Source organism: Bradyrhizobium sp. AC87j1 (assembly GCF_002936975.1).
Lineage (GTDB): Bacteria > Pseudomonadota > Alphaproteobacteria > Rhizobiales > Xanthobacteraceae > Bradyrhizobium > Bradyrhizobium shewense.
Genome location: NZ_PTFE01000026.1, coordinates 60,381 through 75,899 on the forward strand (window position 1 = coordinate 60,381; position 15,519 = coordinate 75,899).

Below are 15,519 nucleotides of genomic sequence, written 5' to 3' on the forward strand. Positions count from 1 at the left end.
AATTGTCATGAGTTTTAGCCTGCCGGACTTTCGCCGCAAATGGTCTTGTCGCGGCTATATGTCCGCTGGCGCGGCAATGGTTACCGCTGCGCTCGGGCTGTCGCTCGTGCTCGCCGAGAGGGCAGAGGCGCGAAAATACACATCCCCGCTGGATATCTTCGGTATCGCTGCACCACGGTCGCGCCCCGCGGTTCATTCCGCCCGGATTCCGCTGCCGCGACCGCGCCCCCAGGAGGCGCCCAAGGCATCGGACGAGGCCCCGCCGGAGGCGGACAGCAAGCCTTCGGCGGACAAGTCCGGCGCCGACAAGCCGGCCGAGGCTGCGCCGCCGGCCCAGAAGCCGGTCTCGGCCTGCCGTCTCGCGCTGACCGAGGAGATCGCGATCGCGCCCTCAATTCCGGATATCCGCGGCCCCGGCGCCTGTGGCGGCGAGGATCTGGTGCGGCTGGAGGCCGTCGTGCTGCCGGACAAGCGCAAGGTGACGGTCAAGCCGGCGGCGATCCTTCGCTGCACCATGGCGTCGGCGATCGCCGATTGGCTGCGCAAGGACATGGCGCCGCTGGCCACCAGCCTCGGCTCGACCATTGGCGAACTCGACAATTTCGATTCGTTCGAGTGCCGCGGCCGCAACCGCGTCGTCGGCGCGCTGCTGTCCGAGCACGGCAAGGCCAACGCCCTCGACGTCCGGGCCATCAAGCTGGCCAACGGGCAGTCGATCGGCCTCACCGATCGCACCATGTCGCGCGACGTGCGCGAGCGCGTGCTGCACTCGGTTTGCGCGCGGTTTTCCACCGTGCTCGGCCCGGGTTCGGATTGGTACCATGAGGACCATATCCATCTCGACCTGGCGCAGCGGCGCAACGACTACCGGATCTGCCAGTGGAACGTCTGGGATCCCCTGCCGCAGGTCGCCCCGCTGCTGCCGGCGGAACGCCCCGAGGAGGCGCCACCGCGCGAGGTCGCGGCCAAGCCCGAGGTCAAGCCCGAGGTCAAGCCCGAGGCCAAGCCTGGGGCCAAGTCTGAAGAAAAGGAAGGAGCTGACGACGAGGCGGCGGAGAAGTCCGCGGCGCCTGCGAAAAAGCCGGCGGCCGACGGCAGCAAGTCCCAGCCGCGCAAGCCGGCAACAAAAAAGCGCCGGTGAAACCGGCGCTTTTGGATCTCAGAGATCAGCAGGCGATCAGTAGCTGCCCGCCTGGCCGGTCTGGCTGCCGCCGAGCGCCAGCCGCGAATTGTAGGGCGAATCGCCGTGCTTCGGCTCGAGCACCACGACGAGGGTGCCGAGTTTGACGCGATCATAGAGATCGATCGCGTCCTCGTTGGTCAGGCGGATGCAGCCCGAGGAGATCGAAGCGCCGATATATTCCGGCTGGTTGGTGCCGTGGATGCGGAACAACGTGTCTTTCCCGCCGGAATAGAGGTAAATCGCGCGAGAGCCCATCGGATTGTCCGGGCCGGGTGCGACATAGGTCGGCACGCCCAGGCGCGAAATCTCGCCGGGGGTGGGGTGCCAGGCCGGCCACTCGGTCTTGCTGCCCACCTTGGCGATGCCCGACCAAGCCATGGCCTCTTCGCCAACGGTGATGCCGTAACGGATCGCCTTGCCGCCATCCAGCACGTAATAGAGGTAGTGATTGTCGGAATCGACCACGATCGAGCCCGGCGATTCCTTGCGGTGGTATTGGACGATGGCGCGGCGGAACGGCTCCGCAACCGGGGTGTTCTCGTACCGAACCTTGGCGAGCAGTTCCTTGTCCTTCGGCTTGAAGGCTTTGGTGTCGGTCGCCTCGAAATGCGTGGCCTGCATGCAGCCCGACAGCATCAGGCCGGCGGCCAGAATTCCTAACTTAACTTTCAGCGACGACATGATTTGGTTCCAATCAAAACAATACCGTGCGGAAGGCCTGAGCTTACCGCCCAAGTTCCTCGACTCCGTTAATCCCATTATCGTTGATATCTGCCACAATTCCAGCACTGAAGGCCTTATCCCGCGCTGCGAGACCCAAGCTGTGGCTTTTCTGCCGCAAATTTTGCGGCCCCGTGAAGATTTTTGGGCAAAGGGGGCCGGACTGTCGATTCCGTGCCACAGTTGAGCCATGTCACCGCCACAAATGCAAACGCTCCGTTAATGTGGTTGTCATCGTGAACTTGTCAGAATCGCGCTAAGGGCTGTCATTCTGTCGCAGGTTCGCTGGAGTCGTGCATGTTTTCGGTGTTTGTTCCCTCCGAGTCCGTCCTGAAGAAGGTTGTCATCGAAGATCTCACCGCGTTGCCCGAAAGCGCGGTCTGGATCGATCTCGTCAACCCGAGCGCGGCCGAGGACAAGGCGGTGGAGCGGCTCGCCGGCATCGCCATCCCGACCCGGGAAGACATGCAGGAGATCGAGATCTCCAGCCGTCTCTATATCGAGAACGGCGCGCGCTACATGACCGCGACGCTGATGTGCCACTCCGATACCGACATGCCCAGGACCACGGCGGTGACCTTCATCCTCGGCGACCACCGCCTGGTGACGGTGCGCTACGACCTGCCGAAGCCGTTCGCTCTGGTCGAGGCCAAGCTCGCCCGCTCCTGCACGCCCTCCATTACCGGCGAGATGGTGCTGATGGAGCTGCTGGACGCCGTGATTGACCGCTGCGCCGACATCCTGGAACGCTGCGGCGCCGAGATCGACCAGGTCAGCCACGACATCTTCGAGCCCGAGAGCGAGCGCCACGGTCACGCCAAGCAATATTCCCAGATCCTGATCTCGATCGGCCGCAAGGGCGATCTGACCTCGAAGGTTCGCGAGAGCCTGGTGTCGATCGGCCGCGTCGTCACCTTCCTTTCGGCGGTGGTGGAGGGTGTGAAATGGTCGAAGGACATGCGCGAGCAGCTCAAGACCATGCAGCGTGACGTTTCCTCGCTGACCGACCACGCCTCCTATCTCTCCAGCAAGATCACCTTCGTGCTCGATGCCATGCTCGGCGTCGTCAATCTCGAGCAGAACAACATCATCAAGTTGTTCTCGGTCATGGCCGTCGTGCTGATGCCGCCGACGCTGATCGCCTCGATCTACGGCATGAACTTCAAGATGATGCCGGAACTCGAATGGGCGCACGGCTATCCGATGGCGCTGGTGATGATGCTCGTCGCCGCGATTCTTCCGTACTGGCTCTTCAAGTGGAAGAAGTGGCTCTGATCTCGTCGCGCTCGGAAAATAGCTACCGAGACCTTACGCCGGTCGCACAGACACGGTGAATCGTGTCGCAGAATAGATCGGGATTGAGGCCGCGCCGTGATGTGTTCGCCGTGCCGCAATTCCTCCGGTAAAATTTGAGCGGTGGGCTGAACGTTTGCGCGAAACTTGTCTGCGATAAGCAGTGCGTAGCCGCGAGGAACAACCATGGTTGAAAAACACATAACGTCGCCCCGCAACGTCATCGACCTGGCGAACTATCGTCAGGTCCTGGCGAGCGGCAAGGCGTCGTCGATGTCGGCACGCATGTGCCGGCACTGTGGTGCTCCGCTGCTCGACGGTGAGAACGACGACGACTGCTCGACCGCATTCAGCACGGCCGCTCCGCGGCCGCGCGACAGGTCACGTCGGATTCGAATCGATTGAGGAACGGAAGGCGAGGGCGATCCAGGTCTTGCGGCGGCGTTGTCTGGATCGCCTTGCTTCCCTTTCTTTTCAAGACAATCGGCTGTGACGTCCGATTGGCGGGTGCGCTGGAGAGCGACTGAACCGTCCATCCAGCCAAAACGGGGCCTGTGTCGCGCTCTGTCAATCCGCTTCGCCAAAAATATTCCACTTTACCGAAATTCGGTTTCGGCGTATGTGTCGTCCATCCCGGCTCACCCAAGAGGGGCGATCATGTGTCGTCACGCATCGCGAGCCGGGCTTGCGGTGGACGCGGCAGCGTCGGCATGAGAGGCGCGGGCAGGGCGGGTAGTCCCTGTGAGCCCGAGGCTTCGTGCGGATGAGCGGCGCTGCTAGGCTTCGTCTCGTCTGTAAGTTTCCGGCTTCGTCGACAGGGCCTGGAAAAACTGCGGCGAAATGGCGGGCCGTGCGTACGGCAAAACCGTGTGGTCCTGGCCGTCGTTGCTACGGTCAAGTCCTGCGAAGGTGCGAGCGAGCCCAACCGGGCAGACTGCATCATCCAAATTCGCGGGGCGAGGGAGGCCAGAAGGAATGGTCGGCTCCCGGGAGATCACGGCATAAGCCGTCCAACCACCGCGCAGGGAAGGCCGAGTGATCGGCACCACCTGTATGCTGCTGTGCGGTTCTTCCTGCGTGTGCATTTCGCGCAGCGGACCGCGGGTGCGAGCCAGCACCCGGCCTTCCCTGCGCCCTCTTGGATTTAGAGGGTAGCGAGACCAAGCAAAGCTCGGGCGAATTCAGCCGCGAGGCCGCGATGCCGTGTCTGCGACTTGAACTGCGTGCCACAATCTCGATTTCGTAGGGTGGGCAAAGCGCAGCATGCCCACCACTCTCCCGCATTGCTTAAATTCGTGGGCACGGCGCTATGCGCCTTTGCCCCGGCACCGCCGCTGGGATGTGCACTGGAGCATCGCAATGAAGACGTGGAAAGAGCATGCGCCACACTCCGCTCTCATGCCCCGGACGCAGCGCAGCGTCACTGCGTGCCGCAACGCGTCCGGGACACGAGAGAGCGAGGTTGTCGCCCTTGCTCCGTCACTGCAATGACGCGAACGGACTACACGTGCTGGCCGCCGTTGATGTGGATCTCGGCGCCGTTGACGTAGGACGAAGTGTCCGTGCACAGCACGTAGATGATTTTTGCCACTTCGTCGGGGGTGCCGAGCCTGTGCATCGGGATCTGCTGTTCGACGATCTTCTCGGTGCCCGGCGACAGGATCGAGGTGTCGATCTCGCCCGGTGCGATCGCGTTGACGCGGACGCCGACGCGGCCGAAATCGGACGCCATCTCGCGCGTCAGCGATGCGAGCGCGGCCTTCGACGTGGCGTAGGCGGCGCCCGCGAACGGGTGCACGCGCGAGCCCGCGATCGAGGTGACGTTCACCACCGAGCCCCTGGCCGCCTTCAACTCCTCGATCAGCCCGCGCGCCATCATGATCGGCGCGAAGAAGTTGACGTGGAAGACGTGCGTCCAGGTTTCGAGATCGGTGTCGACCGAGCCGAGCCTGGAGCCGCCCGTGCCCTTCGGCGAGATCGCGGCGTTGTTGACCAGCGCATGCAGCGTGCCGCCCTCCAGCCGGCTGCGGATCTCGCTGATCGCGCGCGCGGTGTCCTCGGGATTGCCGAGGTCGACCTGGATGTGGTCCTCGGGTCCCGCGTCCCACGGGCAGTCTTCCGGGAAGGGATGCCGCGAGCAGGTGATGACGCGCCAGCCCGCCGAGGAGAAGCGGATCACGGTGGCGTGGCCGATGCCGCGGCTGGCTCCGGTCAGGAGCAGTGTGCGGCGCGGCGCATTGGACGAATGCGGCATGGACATCTTTCAGGTCGGCCTAAAGCTTAGGGGTACATGCGCGTCTTGGACCACTTCTGGCCGGCCGCGTCACGGCGAAATTCGATGCGGTCGTGCAATCGGAACGGGCGGTCGTGCCAGAACTCGATACGTGAGGGCGTGATGCGCCAGCCGCTCCAGCCCGGCGGCCGCGGCACTTCGCTGATGACGTATCTGGCCGCGACCTTCGCGATCGCCTGCTCGAAGGCGAAGCGGCTCTCCAGCTCTTGCGACTGCTTGCTCGCCCAGGCGCCGATCTGGGCCTGCTTGGGTCGGGTGGCGAAATAGGCGTCGGCCTCGGCCTCGGTCACCGGCGTCACGTTGCCGCGGATGCGGACCTGACGGCGCAGCGACTTCCAGTGAAAAAGTAACGCTGCCTTAGGATTTGAGGCGAGTTCGCGGCCCTTCTGGCTGGCGATGTGGCTGTAGAAGACAAAACCCTCGGTATCGAAGCCTTTCATCAGCACCATGCGCACGTCAGGCAAGCCGTCGGGGTCGACGGTTGCGAGCGCCATGGCGTTCGGATCGTTCGGCTCGCTCTTGATGGCCTCGTTCAGCCAGGCCTCGAACAGTGCAAATGGCTCGTCGGCGGCGGTGAAATCACCGGATGTTAAGGGTGTCTGGTGTTTCATCGAGGTCGTGTCGGTCATGTCTGGAGTCCGAGTTGCGTCCCGCGGCCCAAAACGCGTTGTCGTCCGCTACCGCCCTATATAGGGCATGGGGACGCGTTGGCCTATCGGCGATCCGGCCGTCCGGCTTTGTCATGACGATCATTCTCATCGGGCTCGGTGCCGGAGGATGCAGCTTTTCCCGCAATGACAAGAGTGCCTACGCCAAGGCCGACGACAGCGACCTCACCGGTTCGATCGCGCGGCCGGCGAAGGACGCCCCGCCGACCGAGACCGATCTCGCCTTCGCCCGCAACGCCGCCTCCGACGTCCTCAGCAAGGGCGACAGGGATTCCAGCCAGCATTGGGAGAATCCGGAGACCGGCGCGCGCGGTTCGGTGACGCCGATCGCGCAGTCCTATGCCGCCGAGGACGGCCGCAAATGCCGCGATTTCCTGGCGAGCTACGTCAACGGGGCGACCGAAAGCTGGCTCCAGGGCGCCGGCTGCCAAAGCACCCGTGGCCGTTGGGAGATTCATACGCTAAAGCCGTGGCGGAGCTAGGATTCGGCGCGCGCCCCTAGTTGCAAAAATGCCACTCTCTTCCCACATGAATCCCTGGTGGGGCGGGGAGCCCTTTGAACAATTCGATTTCTTGAAGGAGACGTGACGGATGCGCGACCCCTATGAGGTCTTGGGGGTGCCGCGGAGCGCCAACGCTGCCGCGATCAAGAGCGCCTATCGCAAGCTTGCCAAGAAGCATCATCCCGACAGCAACAAGGACGACCCGAAAGCCGCCGAGCGCTTCTCCGAGATCAACTCGGCGAACGAGATCATCGGCGACGAGGACAAGCGCAAGCAGTTCGACCGCGGCGAGATCGACGCCGACGGCAAGCCGCGCTTCCAGGGTTTTCCGGGCGGTGGCGGGCCGCGCGGCCGCGCCGGCCCCGGCGGGTTCGAAAGCTATACTTTCCGCTCCGGCGGCGGTCCCGGCCAGGGCGGCGGCGCGTTCGAGGATATCCTCAACAGCATGTTCGGCGGCGGGGTGCGCGGCGCCCGGCCTGGGGCCGGCGGCGCCGGGCAGTTCGAATTCGACACCGGCGGCGTCGGGCTCGATCTCGACGTGAATGTCGCCATGTCCGTCTCGCTGGAAGAGTCGGTCAAGGGCGGCGAGAAGCGCGTCCGGCTGCCGACGGGCAAGGAGCTCAACGTCAAGATTCCGGCCGGCGTCACTGAGGGCCAGCAGATCCGGCTCCGGGGACAGGGCGAGTCCGCGCAGGGCCATCCGCCCGGCGATCTCCTGATCACCATCAGCATCGCGCCGCACGCCTACTTCAAGGTCGAGGGCGCTGACTTGCGGATCGATCTGCCGGTGACGCTCTACGAGGCGGTGCTCGGAGCCAAGGTCCGCGTGCCCACCCTCGGCAATGCCGTGGAGCTTTCGGTTCCGAAAAACACCTCCAGTGGCCGGACCTTCCGCCTCAAAGGTAAGGGATTGCCGAAATCTGGCGGAACCGGGGATCTCTTCGTCACCATCAGGATTATGCTACCGGACGGGAACGACGCCGAGCTTGAAGCATTGATGGAGAAGTGGCGGGACCAACACCCCTACAATCCACGTAGCGGACTCGGCTAGGGCGCTAGCCGAGGTATCCCGACGATCGGAGCATTCTCTTCCCGAAAGGATGATGCTCAACATACGCCTGAAGCGCGGCTCGCGCTTCGACGCTGACGTTCGAGACGTGTCGGTTGCCCGGCGGGGCAGCCGATAAAAAGGTGCGGCCTCGAGAGGGGGACCAGCGCGGTACCAAAAACCCCAATCGAGGCCGCCCGCGTCGATCGGCGGATCGAACGCTGCTCATTTTCGCGTGATCATCCGGTGCGATAATGAGACGCGCCGATGTCTTCATTCCAAATTTTCAATGACGGAATCTAGGCACCGCCCTCGAGCGACTGTCTAGGTGCCGTTTTTCTCGGCCTGATCATACACCGCCTGCGCCACCCGGGTCAGCCGGTCGCGATCACCGCCGCCGCTGACGACGTAGCCGACGCCACGCTCGGTCCAGAACAACGCACCATCCTTGTCCGTTTTGGCGTAGCGCATTTGCGTCGCACCATTCTCAGTCTTGGCGGTGTAGATCGTGTAGCGCTCGCCCGAGGCGCCCTCATACATCAGGAACGAGGCCGGACCGCTCGGACCCGGCAAGAGCCGGCCGCCGACGAGCTTCAGCCCGCTCGCCTCCAGGTTCGGCGCGAACACGGTCCAGCCGCAACGCCGGGTCAGCCAGGCCTGCAGGTGGTCGCGCTCGTTGCCGCCGACCTCGACAGGGTGGCGGACCTCCACGACATAGAGGCGGTGGGCGTCGAGCGCGTCCGCCGTAAAGCTCCGGAAGGTGGAGGGGGCATTGGCGGCGCCATGCCCGACCCAGCCGGCGGCGCCGCCGGCGACGAAGCCGACCAGCACCGCCGCCGCGGCGCCATAGAGCCATTGCCGCGGGCGGCGTTCCAGCCGCTCGAGCTCCAGCCGGGCCGGCACCGGCTCCTGGGCGATGGCATCGTAGCGGGCGTGCAGCATCTCCGCCATGGCGCGCCAGGACTGCACGCGCTCGGCCTCTTCAGGATGGGCTGCGAGCCAGGCCTCGACGTCGGCGCGGCGCTCGGCCGGCAGCTCGCCGTCGACATAGGCGTGCAGTTCGTCCTCGGTCACTGGGATATTGCGGTCGTTCATATCAATCGTCTCTGGCTCTGTGGCCTTAAATGTCGTTCAAAGCTCGACGTCGCGTAGCTCATCTTCATGCTGCGGGCGGACGACACGCGATGCATCAACCCTGCCATCATTTCACCCGCCTGAGCGTCGGACGCTCGCCCTCCAGCGAAGCCTTGACGTGGGCGCGGGCGCGGGCCAGGCGCGACATCACGGTGCCGATCGGTACGCCCTGGATGTCGGCGACCTCGCGGTAGCTCATGCCTTCCAGCATCACGAGGAGCAACACCGAGCGTTGCTCTTCGACGAGCGTCGCCAGCGCCCTCTCGATGTCGCGCCCTTCGGCTTCGGTGCCGCTGGCGTCCGGGTTGTTCTCCGTCAGCTGCATGAACTGCGGCCGCCTCGCCAGCGAGCGCCGCCGGTTCTTGTTGAGGTTGGTCAGGATCGTGTAGAGCCAGCTCCTGACGTCGCCTCCGAGAAACAATCGCTCCGAACGCAGTGCCCGCACCAGCGTGTCCTGCACCAGATCGTCGGCCGCGTCCGCGTCGCGCGTGAGCGCGCGGGCGTAGCGGCGCAACGCCGGGATCATGGCTTCCACACTCTGGCGAAACGCACTCATTGCGATCTTGACGTCCTGGTATCAGGCGCGAGCGCCTATAGCGATCATAACACCCGAACGGAACGGCTATTCCGGCGCTCGAAACAGCGTTAACGCGGCGTATTAGGGCTGTACCGCAGGGGAGGGCTGGTGTACCTCCAGACCTCACCAAGAGTTCGACGGGACGTTCAAAAATGGCGCAGAATTCGGGTCTGATGCAAGGAAAGCGCGGAGTGGTCCTCGGCGTTGCCAACAACCGCTCGATCGCCTGGGGCATCGCCAAGGCATGCCGCGCCGCCGGCGCCGAGCTCGCCTTCACCTATCAGGGCGATGCGCTGAAGAAGCGCGTCGAGCCGCTCGCTGCCGAGATCGGTGGTCTCGTGCTCGGCCATTGCGATGTCACGGATGCCGCGACCATCGATGCCGCGTTCGCGGTGCTGAAGGAGAAGTGGGGCAAGATCGACTTCCTGGTGCACGCGATCGCCTATGGCGAGCAGCTCGACGGCCGCTACGTCGACACCACGCAGGAGAATTTCTCCAAGTCGATGCTGATCTCCTGCTACTCGTTCACGGCGGTGGCGCAGCGCGCCGAGAAGCTGATGACCGACGGCGGCTCGCTGATCACGCTCAGCTATTACGGCGCCGAGAAGTGGATGCCGCACTACAACGTGATGGGCGTCGCCAAGGCGGCGCTGGAGGCCAGCGTGCGCTATCTCGCCGCCGACCTCGGCGAGAAGAACATCCGCGTCAATGCGATCTCGGCAGGTCCGATCAAGACGCTCGCGGCGTCCGGCATCGGCGACTTCCGCTATATCCTGAAGTGGAACGAGGCCAACGCGCCGATGCGGCGCAACGTGTCGACCGAGGACGTCGGCGGCAGTGCGTTGTATTTCCTCTCCGACCTCTCGCGCGGCGTCACCGGCGAGGTGCATCACGTCGATTCCGGCTATCACGTGCTCGGCATGAAGCGCCCGGACGCGCCGGACATCTCGTTCGGCGGCAAGGACTAGCCTCAAATCCGGAATGGCCGTGCCCACGATCTATTACCTTCGCCATGGTGAGACCGAGTGGAACGCGCTCGGGAGGCTTCAGGGCACCAAGGACGTTCCGCTGAACGCGCGTGGACGCGGTCAGGCCGTGCAGGCCGGCAGCATTCTCGCCGATCTGTTCAAGCGCGACGGACGTGACAAGGCGGCGCTACCGTATGTGTCGAGCCCGCTCGGCCGTGCGCGCCAGACCATGGAACTCGCGCGCGCCAAGTTAGAGCTGCCGGTGGCGGATTACGCGCTCGACGATCGCCTGCGCGAGATCGGCTATGGCGTCTGGGAAGGTCTGACGTTGGCCGAGAGCGAGGCGAAGGATCCCGGCGTCTATGCCAGGCGCCTCACCGACAAATGGACGGTCGGCCCCGACGGCGGGGAGACCTATGCCGACGTGCAGGTCCGCGTTCGCGCCTGGTACGACCAGCTGCGGACCGACATCGTCGCGGTCGCCCATGGCGGGACCTGCCGGGCCCTGATGGTTTCGCTCGGCCTGGAGACCCCCGTCAGTGCCGCCGAGCTCTATATCGAGCAGGGCGCTGTCTACGTGTTCCGCGACGGCCGGCTGGAGAAGTTTAGTTAAGCCCATCGCCGTCATTCCGGGGCGGCGCGCAGCACAGAGCCCGGAATCTCGAGATTCTCAGGTGCGCAAGGGCGCACCGGAGTTCGCCCTTCGGGCGCCCCGGAATGACCGAGTGTGTTTGACCCCGGTGTTCCCCCGCGTTACCACCACAAGTCAGAACTGACGTACGCACCAGCGAGCAGCGATGTCCTTCAACACTTTCGGCCACATGTTCCGCGTCACCACTTTCGGCGAGAGCCATGGTGTGGCGATCGGCTGCGTGGTCGACGGCTGTCCGCCCATGATCCCGCTCACCGAGGCCGACATCCAGCAGGACCTCGATCGCCGCCGACCCGGCCAGTCGCGCTTCACCACCCAGCGGCAGGAGCCGGACCAGGTCAAGATCCTCTCGGGCGTGATGGCGCATCCGGAGACCGGCGTGCAGGTGACGACCGGCACGCCGATCGGGCTCCTGATCGAGAACACCGACCAGCGCTCGAAGGACTATTCCGAGATCAAGGACAAGTTTCGTCCCGGCCATGCCGACTTCACCTATGAGGCCAAATACGGCCTGCGCGATTATCGCGGCGGCGGCCGCTCCTCGGCGCGCGAGACCGCGACGCGCGTTGCCGCCGGCGCCATTGCGCGCAAAGTGCTGCCCGACGTGAAGGTGCGCGGCGCGCTGGTGCAGATCGGCCCGCACAAGATCGACCGTGCGAAGTGGGATTGGGACGAGATCGCCAAAAATCCGTTCTTCTGCCCGGACAAGGACAAGGCCGCGTTCTTCGAGACCTATCTCGACGGCATCCGCAAGAGCGGCTCCTCGATCGGCGCGGTGATTGAGGTGGTCGCCGAAGGCGTGCCGGCCGGCCTTGGCGCACCGATCTACGCCAAGCTCGATTCCGATCTGGCAGGCGCGATGATGACCATCAACGCGGTGAAGGGTGTCGAGATCGGCGCCGGCTTCGGCGCGGCCGAGCTCACCGGCGAGGAAAACGCCGACGAGATGCGCACCGGCAATGACGGCACGCGCTTCCTGTCCAACCATGCCGGCGGCGTGCTGGGCGGAATCTCCACGGGCCAGCCGGTGGTGGTGCGCTTTGCGGTGAAGCCGACGTCCTCGATCCTGCAGCCGCGCCGGACCGTCGATCGCAAGGGCGCGGACACCGAAATCTTCACCAAGGGCCGCCACGACCCCTGCGTCGGCATCCGCGCCGTTCCGGTCGGCGAAGCCATGATGGCTTGCGTGCTGGCCGATCACTTCCTGCGCGACCGCGGGCAGGTGGGACGCTAGCAAAAGGTCTTCATGTCGCGGTACTAACCCACCGCGCAGCTTGACGTTCCCACAACTTCGTCCGCAAATGCGGGCATGCAAAGCTCCGAGCTGCAGCGCATCACCAACTGGCTGATCGACGGCGCGCGGTCGTCAGGCACCCCGGCCGAGATGATCGCGGACGTCTGCGAGCATCTGGTCGACGCCGGCCTGCCAATCTGGCGGTTCGGCATCTTCATCCGTACCCTGCATCCCGAAATCTTCGGCCGCAACTTCATCTGGCGGCAGGGCGAGGAGGTCGAGGTCGGCACCGTCGATTTCGATGTCCTGGACACGCCCGAATTCGCCGCGAGCCCGCTCCGCATCGTGTTCGAGCAGGGGATCGAGGTCAGGGGGCGCGTCGGCGATCCCGACAATGCGCGCTTTCCGATCGTCAAAGACATCGGCGCCGAAGGAGCGACCGACTACATCGCGGTGCCGATGCCGTTTCTCGACGGCTCGGTCCACGCCACGAGCTGGGTGACACGGCATCCCGGCGGCTTCACCGACGACCACATCGCGGCGATCCGCTCCATCGTGACGCCGCTGGCGCGCGTCAGCGAGATCATCAGCCTGCGCCGCACCGCCGAGATGCTGCTCGACACCTATGTCGGCAACCGCGCCGGCGCGCGCATCCTCGGCGGCCAGATCCGCCGCGGCCACAACGACACCATGCAGGCCGCGATCTGGCTGTCGGACCTGCGCGGCTTCACCGCGCTGTCGGACCGGTTGCCACCCGAGACGGTGGTCGAGATCCTCAATCACTATTTCGACTGTCAGGTGACCGCGATCCGCGGCCACGGCGGCGAAGTGCTGAAATTCATGGGCGACGGCCTGCTCGCTGTGTTTCCGATCGACGAATATGTCGGCGATGCCGCGCATGTCTGCACGCGCGTGCTGGAAGCAGCGCGCGAGTCCCGCGCCAGCGTCGAGGCGCTGGCCTTTCCGGTCGGCGAGGCCGTCGAGCGCTTCCGCTTCGGCGTCGCGCTGCACGTCGGCAACATCCTCTACGGCAATATCGGCGGCGGCAACCGCCTTGACTTCACCTGCATTGGTCCCGCCGTGAACCTTGCCGCAAGGCTCGAGAAGATCACGGGCCGCCTGGGGCGGACCGTCGTCGCCTCGGAAGGCTTTGCCAATGTCTGCCGCCACGACTGGCGCGAGCTCGGGGAGTTTCCGATCGCAGGATTTTCCAAGGCGCAGCGCGTGTATGGGCTCGGCGAGGAGACACCGGTTGTGATGGCCTAGCGGACGGCACCGTCGGCGGGACTAGTCTGCGCGCACGTATGACTGCCTCAGCCCAAGCGTCAGGATCGTCAGAGTGATCCACAGCCGCAGCATCGCAAAGCTGAAGATGAAGACGAAATAGATCAGGTTCTTGGTGAACTGCGTCGCCGACGAGGTCTGCCAGAAATTCCAGATCGCGGTCCGCACCGCTTCCTGTCCATAGGCGAGTGCGATGTTGACGACGCCGAGGACGATGACGGCGGTGCCGAGCCACAGTCCGCGCCGTGCGAATTCGCCGATCGCGGCGAACAGGGCGACCCTGCTGTCATCGCGCTCGGCACGGACGATCATGAGCAGCACGATGGTGGCGATCCATGCGCTCCAGAATCGCCCGGGATGGGTGAACTGGTCGAACGCAATGCCATCGAGCCCCGCCAAGAGATGATACGAAGCCTCAAAGCCGGCTAATCTGGCGCTGAGCGCCGCCGCGATCATCACGAGCATGATCCGCCACAGGATCGAGAAGGACAGCTTGAACTGCTCGCCCAATGTCAGCGCGCCGAGCGAGGACTGGCCGCCGGCCGCCTCGATCGATTGTTGCGCCGTGGCGAAGAAGGCCAGGAGCACCGAAATGTCGGCAATGATTATTGCTGGCAGCGCCACGGCGCCGCCGCCGAACGCGATCACCCGCATCGCAGCCGCGAGGATCAGCCAGGGCAGGGCGTGCAGGAGCTTGAACGGACCGAATGAGGTTTCTGGGCGGGCCGGCTTGAGCGCGAGCTGTTTGCGCAGTGCAACTGTCATCTCAGCGTGGTGACACAGGAGATTGAACCTGCGGTAGCGGAGATCGGTAAAATTGACCGGAGGCGGGCAAACGCCGCTATTCCTCCGGCTCCGTCGTGAACAGCAGCGGATAGCCCTTGGCGCGGCCGGCGTCGGTGGCGCGGGTGGCCTTGGTCTCGGCGACGTCCCTGGTGAACACGGCGACGACGCAGGCGCCGAGCTTGTGCGCGGTGATCATCACCTTGTAGGCCTGATCCTCGGTCATGCGGAATTCAGCCTTGAGGATCATGGTGACGAACTCGCGCGGCGTGTAGTCGTCGTTGATCAGGATGACCTTGTGCAGCTTCGGCCGCTCGACCTTGGTCTTGGTCCGCGTCTTCGGCTTGGTGACAGTGTTGTTCATTCCGCCTCCCGGACACGCGGGCTCGGGTTCCCTGCCGCAGCGATCAGCTGGCGATCTTCGCACCATATTGCAGGACCTGCACCTTCTCCAAGGTGATCAGCCCGCTCGACATCATGCCATCCAGGATGGGCAGGAATGCGTTGATGTTGTCCTCGCTGTCGACGATCTCGATCAAGAGCGGCAAATCTTCCGACAGCCGCAAGATCTTCGACGTATGCAGCCGGCTCGACTTGCCGAAGCCCATGGGGCCACGCAGCACGGTGGCGCCGGCAAGGTGCCGCTCGCGCGCGGTCATCACGATCGCTTCATAAAGCGGCTTGCCGTCGAAATGGTCGTTCTCGCCGATGAAGATCCGGAGCGAAACTGCCTGATTGGGGATTTGCATGGTCAGCTCCTCGCCAAGCGGTTGTAGCGGCTGGCCATCATATGCCCTGCCCATATCGACACCAGCCAGCAGATGACGGATGCCGCGATATAGGCCAGCGCGGTGTATTTCATGCCGCTGTGGAATAGGCGGAAGGTCTCCAGGCTGAAGGTCGAAAAGGTGGTGTAGCCGCCGCAGAACCCGGTCATGACGAATTGCCGGTGCTCGGGCCGCGCCAGCATGCGGCCGTCGGGGCCGGTCAGCGTCGCGTAGAAGCCGATGATCAGCGAGCCCGTGGCGTTGATGAACAGCGTCGCGAAGGGAAAGCCCGGCCCGGTGTCGAGTGCGAGCCCGACCAGATAACGCGTCAGGCCGCCGACGATGCTGCCCGCGGCAACCCAGGCATAGAGCAGCGCAGTGCGCCAGCGCTCGGCGGAAGAGTTCATCGGCC

The 15,519-nt window shown here is 64.6% G+C and carries 18 protein-coding genes; 9 read left to right on the top strand and 9 right to left on the bottom strand.

The annotated features are described in order from the left end of the window. Nucleotides 1-7 precede the first annotated feature (7 nt). Entirely contained in the window at nucleotides 8-1,141 is a 1,134-nt protein-coding gene (locus tag CV770_RS16065; RefSeq protein WP_104462987.1) for an extensin family protein, read from the top strand. 36 nt (nucleotides 1,142-1,177) lie between these two features. Here the strand turns inward: CV770_RS16065 and CV770_RS16070 are convergent, their stop codons facing one another. Then, the gene (locus CV770_RS16070) at nucleotides 1,178-1,864 is read right to left on the bottom strand and encodes a L,D-transpeptidase (RefSeq protein ID WP_018321707.1); all 687 of its coding nucleotides are present in this window, start codon (nucleotides 1,862-1,864) and stop codon (nucleotides 1,178-1,180) included. A gap of 336 nt (nucleotides 1,865-2,200) precedes the next feature. Here CV770_RS16070 and CV770_RS16075 point away from each other — a divergent pair, with 336 nt between their 5' ends. Both CV770_RS16075 and CV770_RS16080 read left to right on the top strand, forming a co-directional pair. After that, complete coding sequence (locus tag CV770_RS16075; protein ID WP_028144018.1) at nucleotides 2,201-3,178, top strand: magnesium transporter CorA family protein; 978 nt, start codon at nucleotides 2,201-2,203, stop codon at nucleotides 3,176-3,178. 204 nt (nucleotides 3,179-3,382) lie between these two features. Further along, nucleotides 3,383-3,601: a hypothetical protein gene (locus tag CV770_RS16080; protein WP_038972668.1), complete on the top strand. Its 219-nt coding sequence runs from the start codon at nucleotides 3,383-3,385 to the stop codon at nucleotides 3,599-3,601. Between the two features lie 1,096 nt (nucleotides 3,602-4,697). Here CV770_RS16080 and CV770_RS16095 read toward each other — a convergent pair. Next, the gene (locus tag CV770_RS16095) at nucleotides 4,698-5,450 is read right to left on the bottom strand and encodes an SDR family NAD(P)-dependent oxidoreductase (RefSeq protein ID WP_091964864.1); all 753 of its coding nucleotides are present in this window, start codon (nucleotides 5,448-5,450) and stop codon (nucleotides 4,698-4,700) included. A 26-nt stretch (nucleotides 5,451-5,476) separates the two neighbouring features. Next, nucleotides 5,477-6,118: a pyridoxamine 5'-phosphate oxidase gene (pdxH, locus tag CV770_RS16100; protein ID WP_091964751.1), complete on the bottom strand. Its 642-nt coding sequence runs from the start codon at nucleotides 6,116-6,118 to the stop codon at nucleotides 5,477-5,479. A gap of 113 nt (nucleotides 6,119-6,231) precedes the next feature. Here pdxH and CV770_RS16105 point away from each other — a divergent pair, with 113 nt between their 5' ends. After that, the gene (locus tag CV770_RS16105; RefSeq protein ID WP_161966502.1) at nucleotides 6,232-6,639 is read left to right on the top strand and encodes an RT0821/Lpp0805 family surface protein; all 408 of its coding nucleotides are present in this window, start codon (nucleotides 6,232-6,234) and stop codon (nucleotides 6,637-6,639) included. 109 nt (nucleotides 6,640-6,748) lie between these two features. Then, a complete protein-coding gene (locus CV770_RS16110) occupies nucleotides 6,749-7,711 on the top strand; it encodes a DnaJ C-terminal domain-containing protein (RefSeq protein ID WP_091964750.1) in 963 nt (320 codons plus the stop codon). 321 nt (nucleotides 7,712-8,032) lie between these two features. Here CV770_RS16110 and CV770_RS16115 read toward each other — a convergent pair whose 3' ends face one another. After that, complete coding sequence (locus tag CV770_RS16115) at nucleotides 8,033-8,803, bottom strand: anti-sigma factor family protein (protein ID WP_091964748.1); 771 nt, start codon at nucleotides 8,801-8,803, stop codon at nucleotides 8,033-8,035. 106 nt (nucleotides 8,804-8,909) lie between these two features. Beyond that, a complete protein-coding gene (locus CV770_RS16120) occupies nucleotides 8,910-9,398 on the bottom strand; it encodes an RNA polymerase sigma factor (RefSeq protein ID WP_028144186.1) in 489 nt (162 codons plus the stop codon). 173 nt (nucleotides 9,399-9,571) lie between these two features. On the opposite strand from CV770_RS16120, the gene fabI reads away from it, so the two are divergent. The 4 genes from fabI to CV770_RS16140 all read left to right on the top strand — a co-directional run bounded on the left by fabI (nucleotide 9,572) and on the right by CV770_RS16140 (nucleotide 13,539). Beyond that, entirely contained in the window at nucleotides 9,572-10,387 is an 816-nt protein-coding gene (gene fabI / locus CV770_RS16125; RefSeq protein WP_091964746.1) for an enoyl-ACP reductase FabI, read from the top strand. A 13-nt stretch (nucleotides 10,388-10,400) separates the two neighbouring features. Continuing rightward, nucleotides 10,401-11,000: a histidine phosphatase family protein gene (locus CV770_RS16130; protein ID WP_104462989.1), complete on the top strand. Its 600-nt coding sequence runs from the start codon at nucleotides 10,401-10,403 to the stop codon at nucleotides 10,998-11,000. A 184-nt stretch (nucleotides 11,001-11,184) separates the two neighbouring features. After that, nucleotides 11,185-12,273 carry a chorismate synthase gene (aroC, locus tag CV770_RS16135; protein WP_104462990.1) on the top strand — a complete coding sequence of 363 codons (1,089 nt, stop codon included), beginning with the start codon at nucleotides 11,185-11,187 and terminating at the stop codon, nucleotides 12,271-12,273. Between the two features lie 75 nt (nucleotides 12,274-12,348). Next, nucleotides 12,349-13,539 (top strand): adenylate/guanylate cyclase domain-containing protein, encoded by a 1,191-nt coding sequence (locus tag CV770_RS16140; RefSeq protein WP_091964740.1) that lies wholly within the window; start codon nucleotides 12,349-12,351, stop codon nucleotides 13,537-13,539. A gap of 21 nt (nucleotides 13,540-13,560) precedes the next feature. Here CV770_RS16140 and CV770_RS16145 read toward each other — a convergent pair whose 3' ends face one another. From CV770_RS16145 to crcB, 4 genes are all read right to left on the bottom strand, one after another. Continuing rightward, nucleotides 13,561-14,322, bottom strand: coding sequence for a hypothetical protein (locus CV770_RS16145; RefSeq protein ID WP_104462991.1), 762 nt, complete (start codon nucleotides 14,320-14,322; stop codon nucleotides 13,561-13,563). 76 nt (nucleotides 14,323-14,398) lie between these two features. Beyond that, a complete protein-coding gene (gene clpS / locus CV770_RS16150; RefSeq protein WP_018322577.1) occupies nucleotides 14,399-14,704 on the bottom strand; it encodes an ATP-dependent Clp protease adapter ClpS in 306 nt (101 codons plus the stop codon). Nucleotides 14,705-14,747: 43 nt separating this feature from the next. After that, nucleotides 14,748-15,089, bottom strand: a complete 342-nt coding sequence (locus tag CV770_RS16155; RefSeq protein WP_104462992.1) for a DUF190 domain-containing protein — start codon at nucleotides 15,087-15,089, stop codon at nucleotides 14,748-14,750. Between the two features lie 2 nt (nucleotides 15,090-15,091). Next, nucleotides 15,092-15,514 carry a fluoride efflux transporter CrcB gene (crcB, locus tag CV770_RS16160; protein WP_104462993.1) on the bottom strand — a complete coding sequence of 141 codons (423 nt, stop codon included), beginning with the start codon at nucleotides 15,512-15,514 and terminating at the stop codon, nucleotides 15,092-15,094. Nucleotides 15,515-15,519 lie beyond the last annotated feature (5 nt).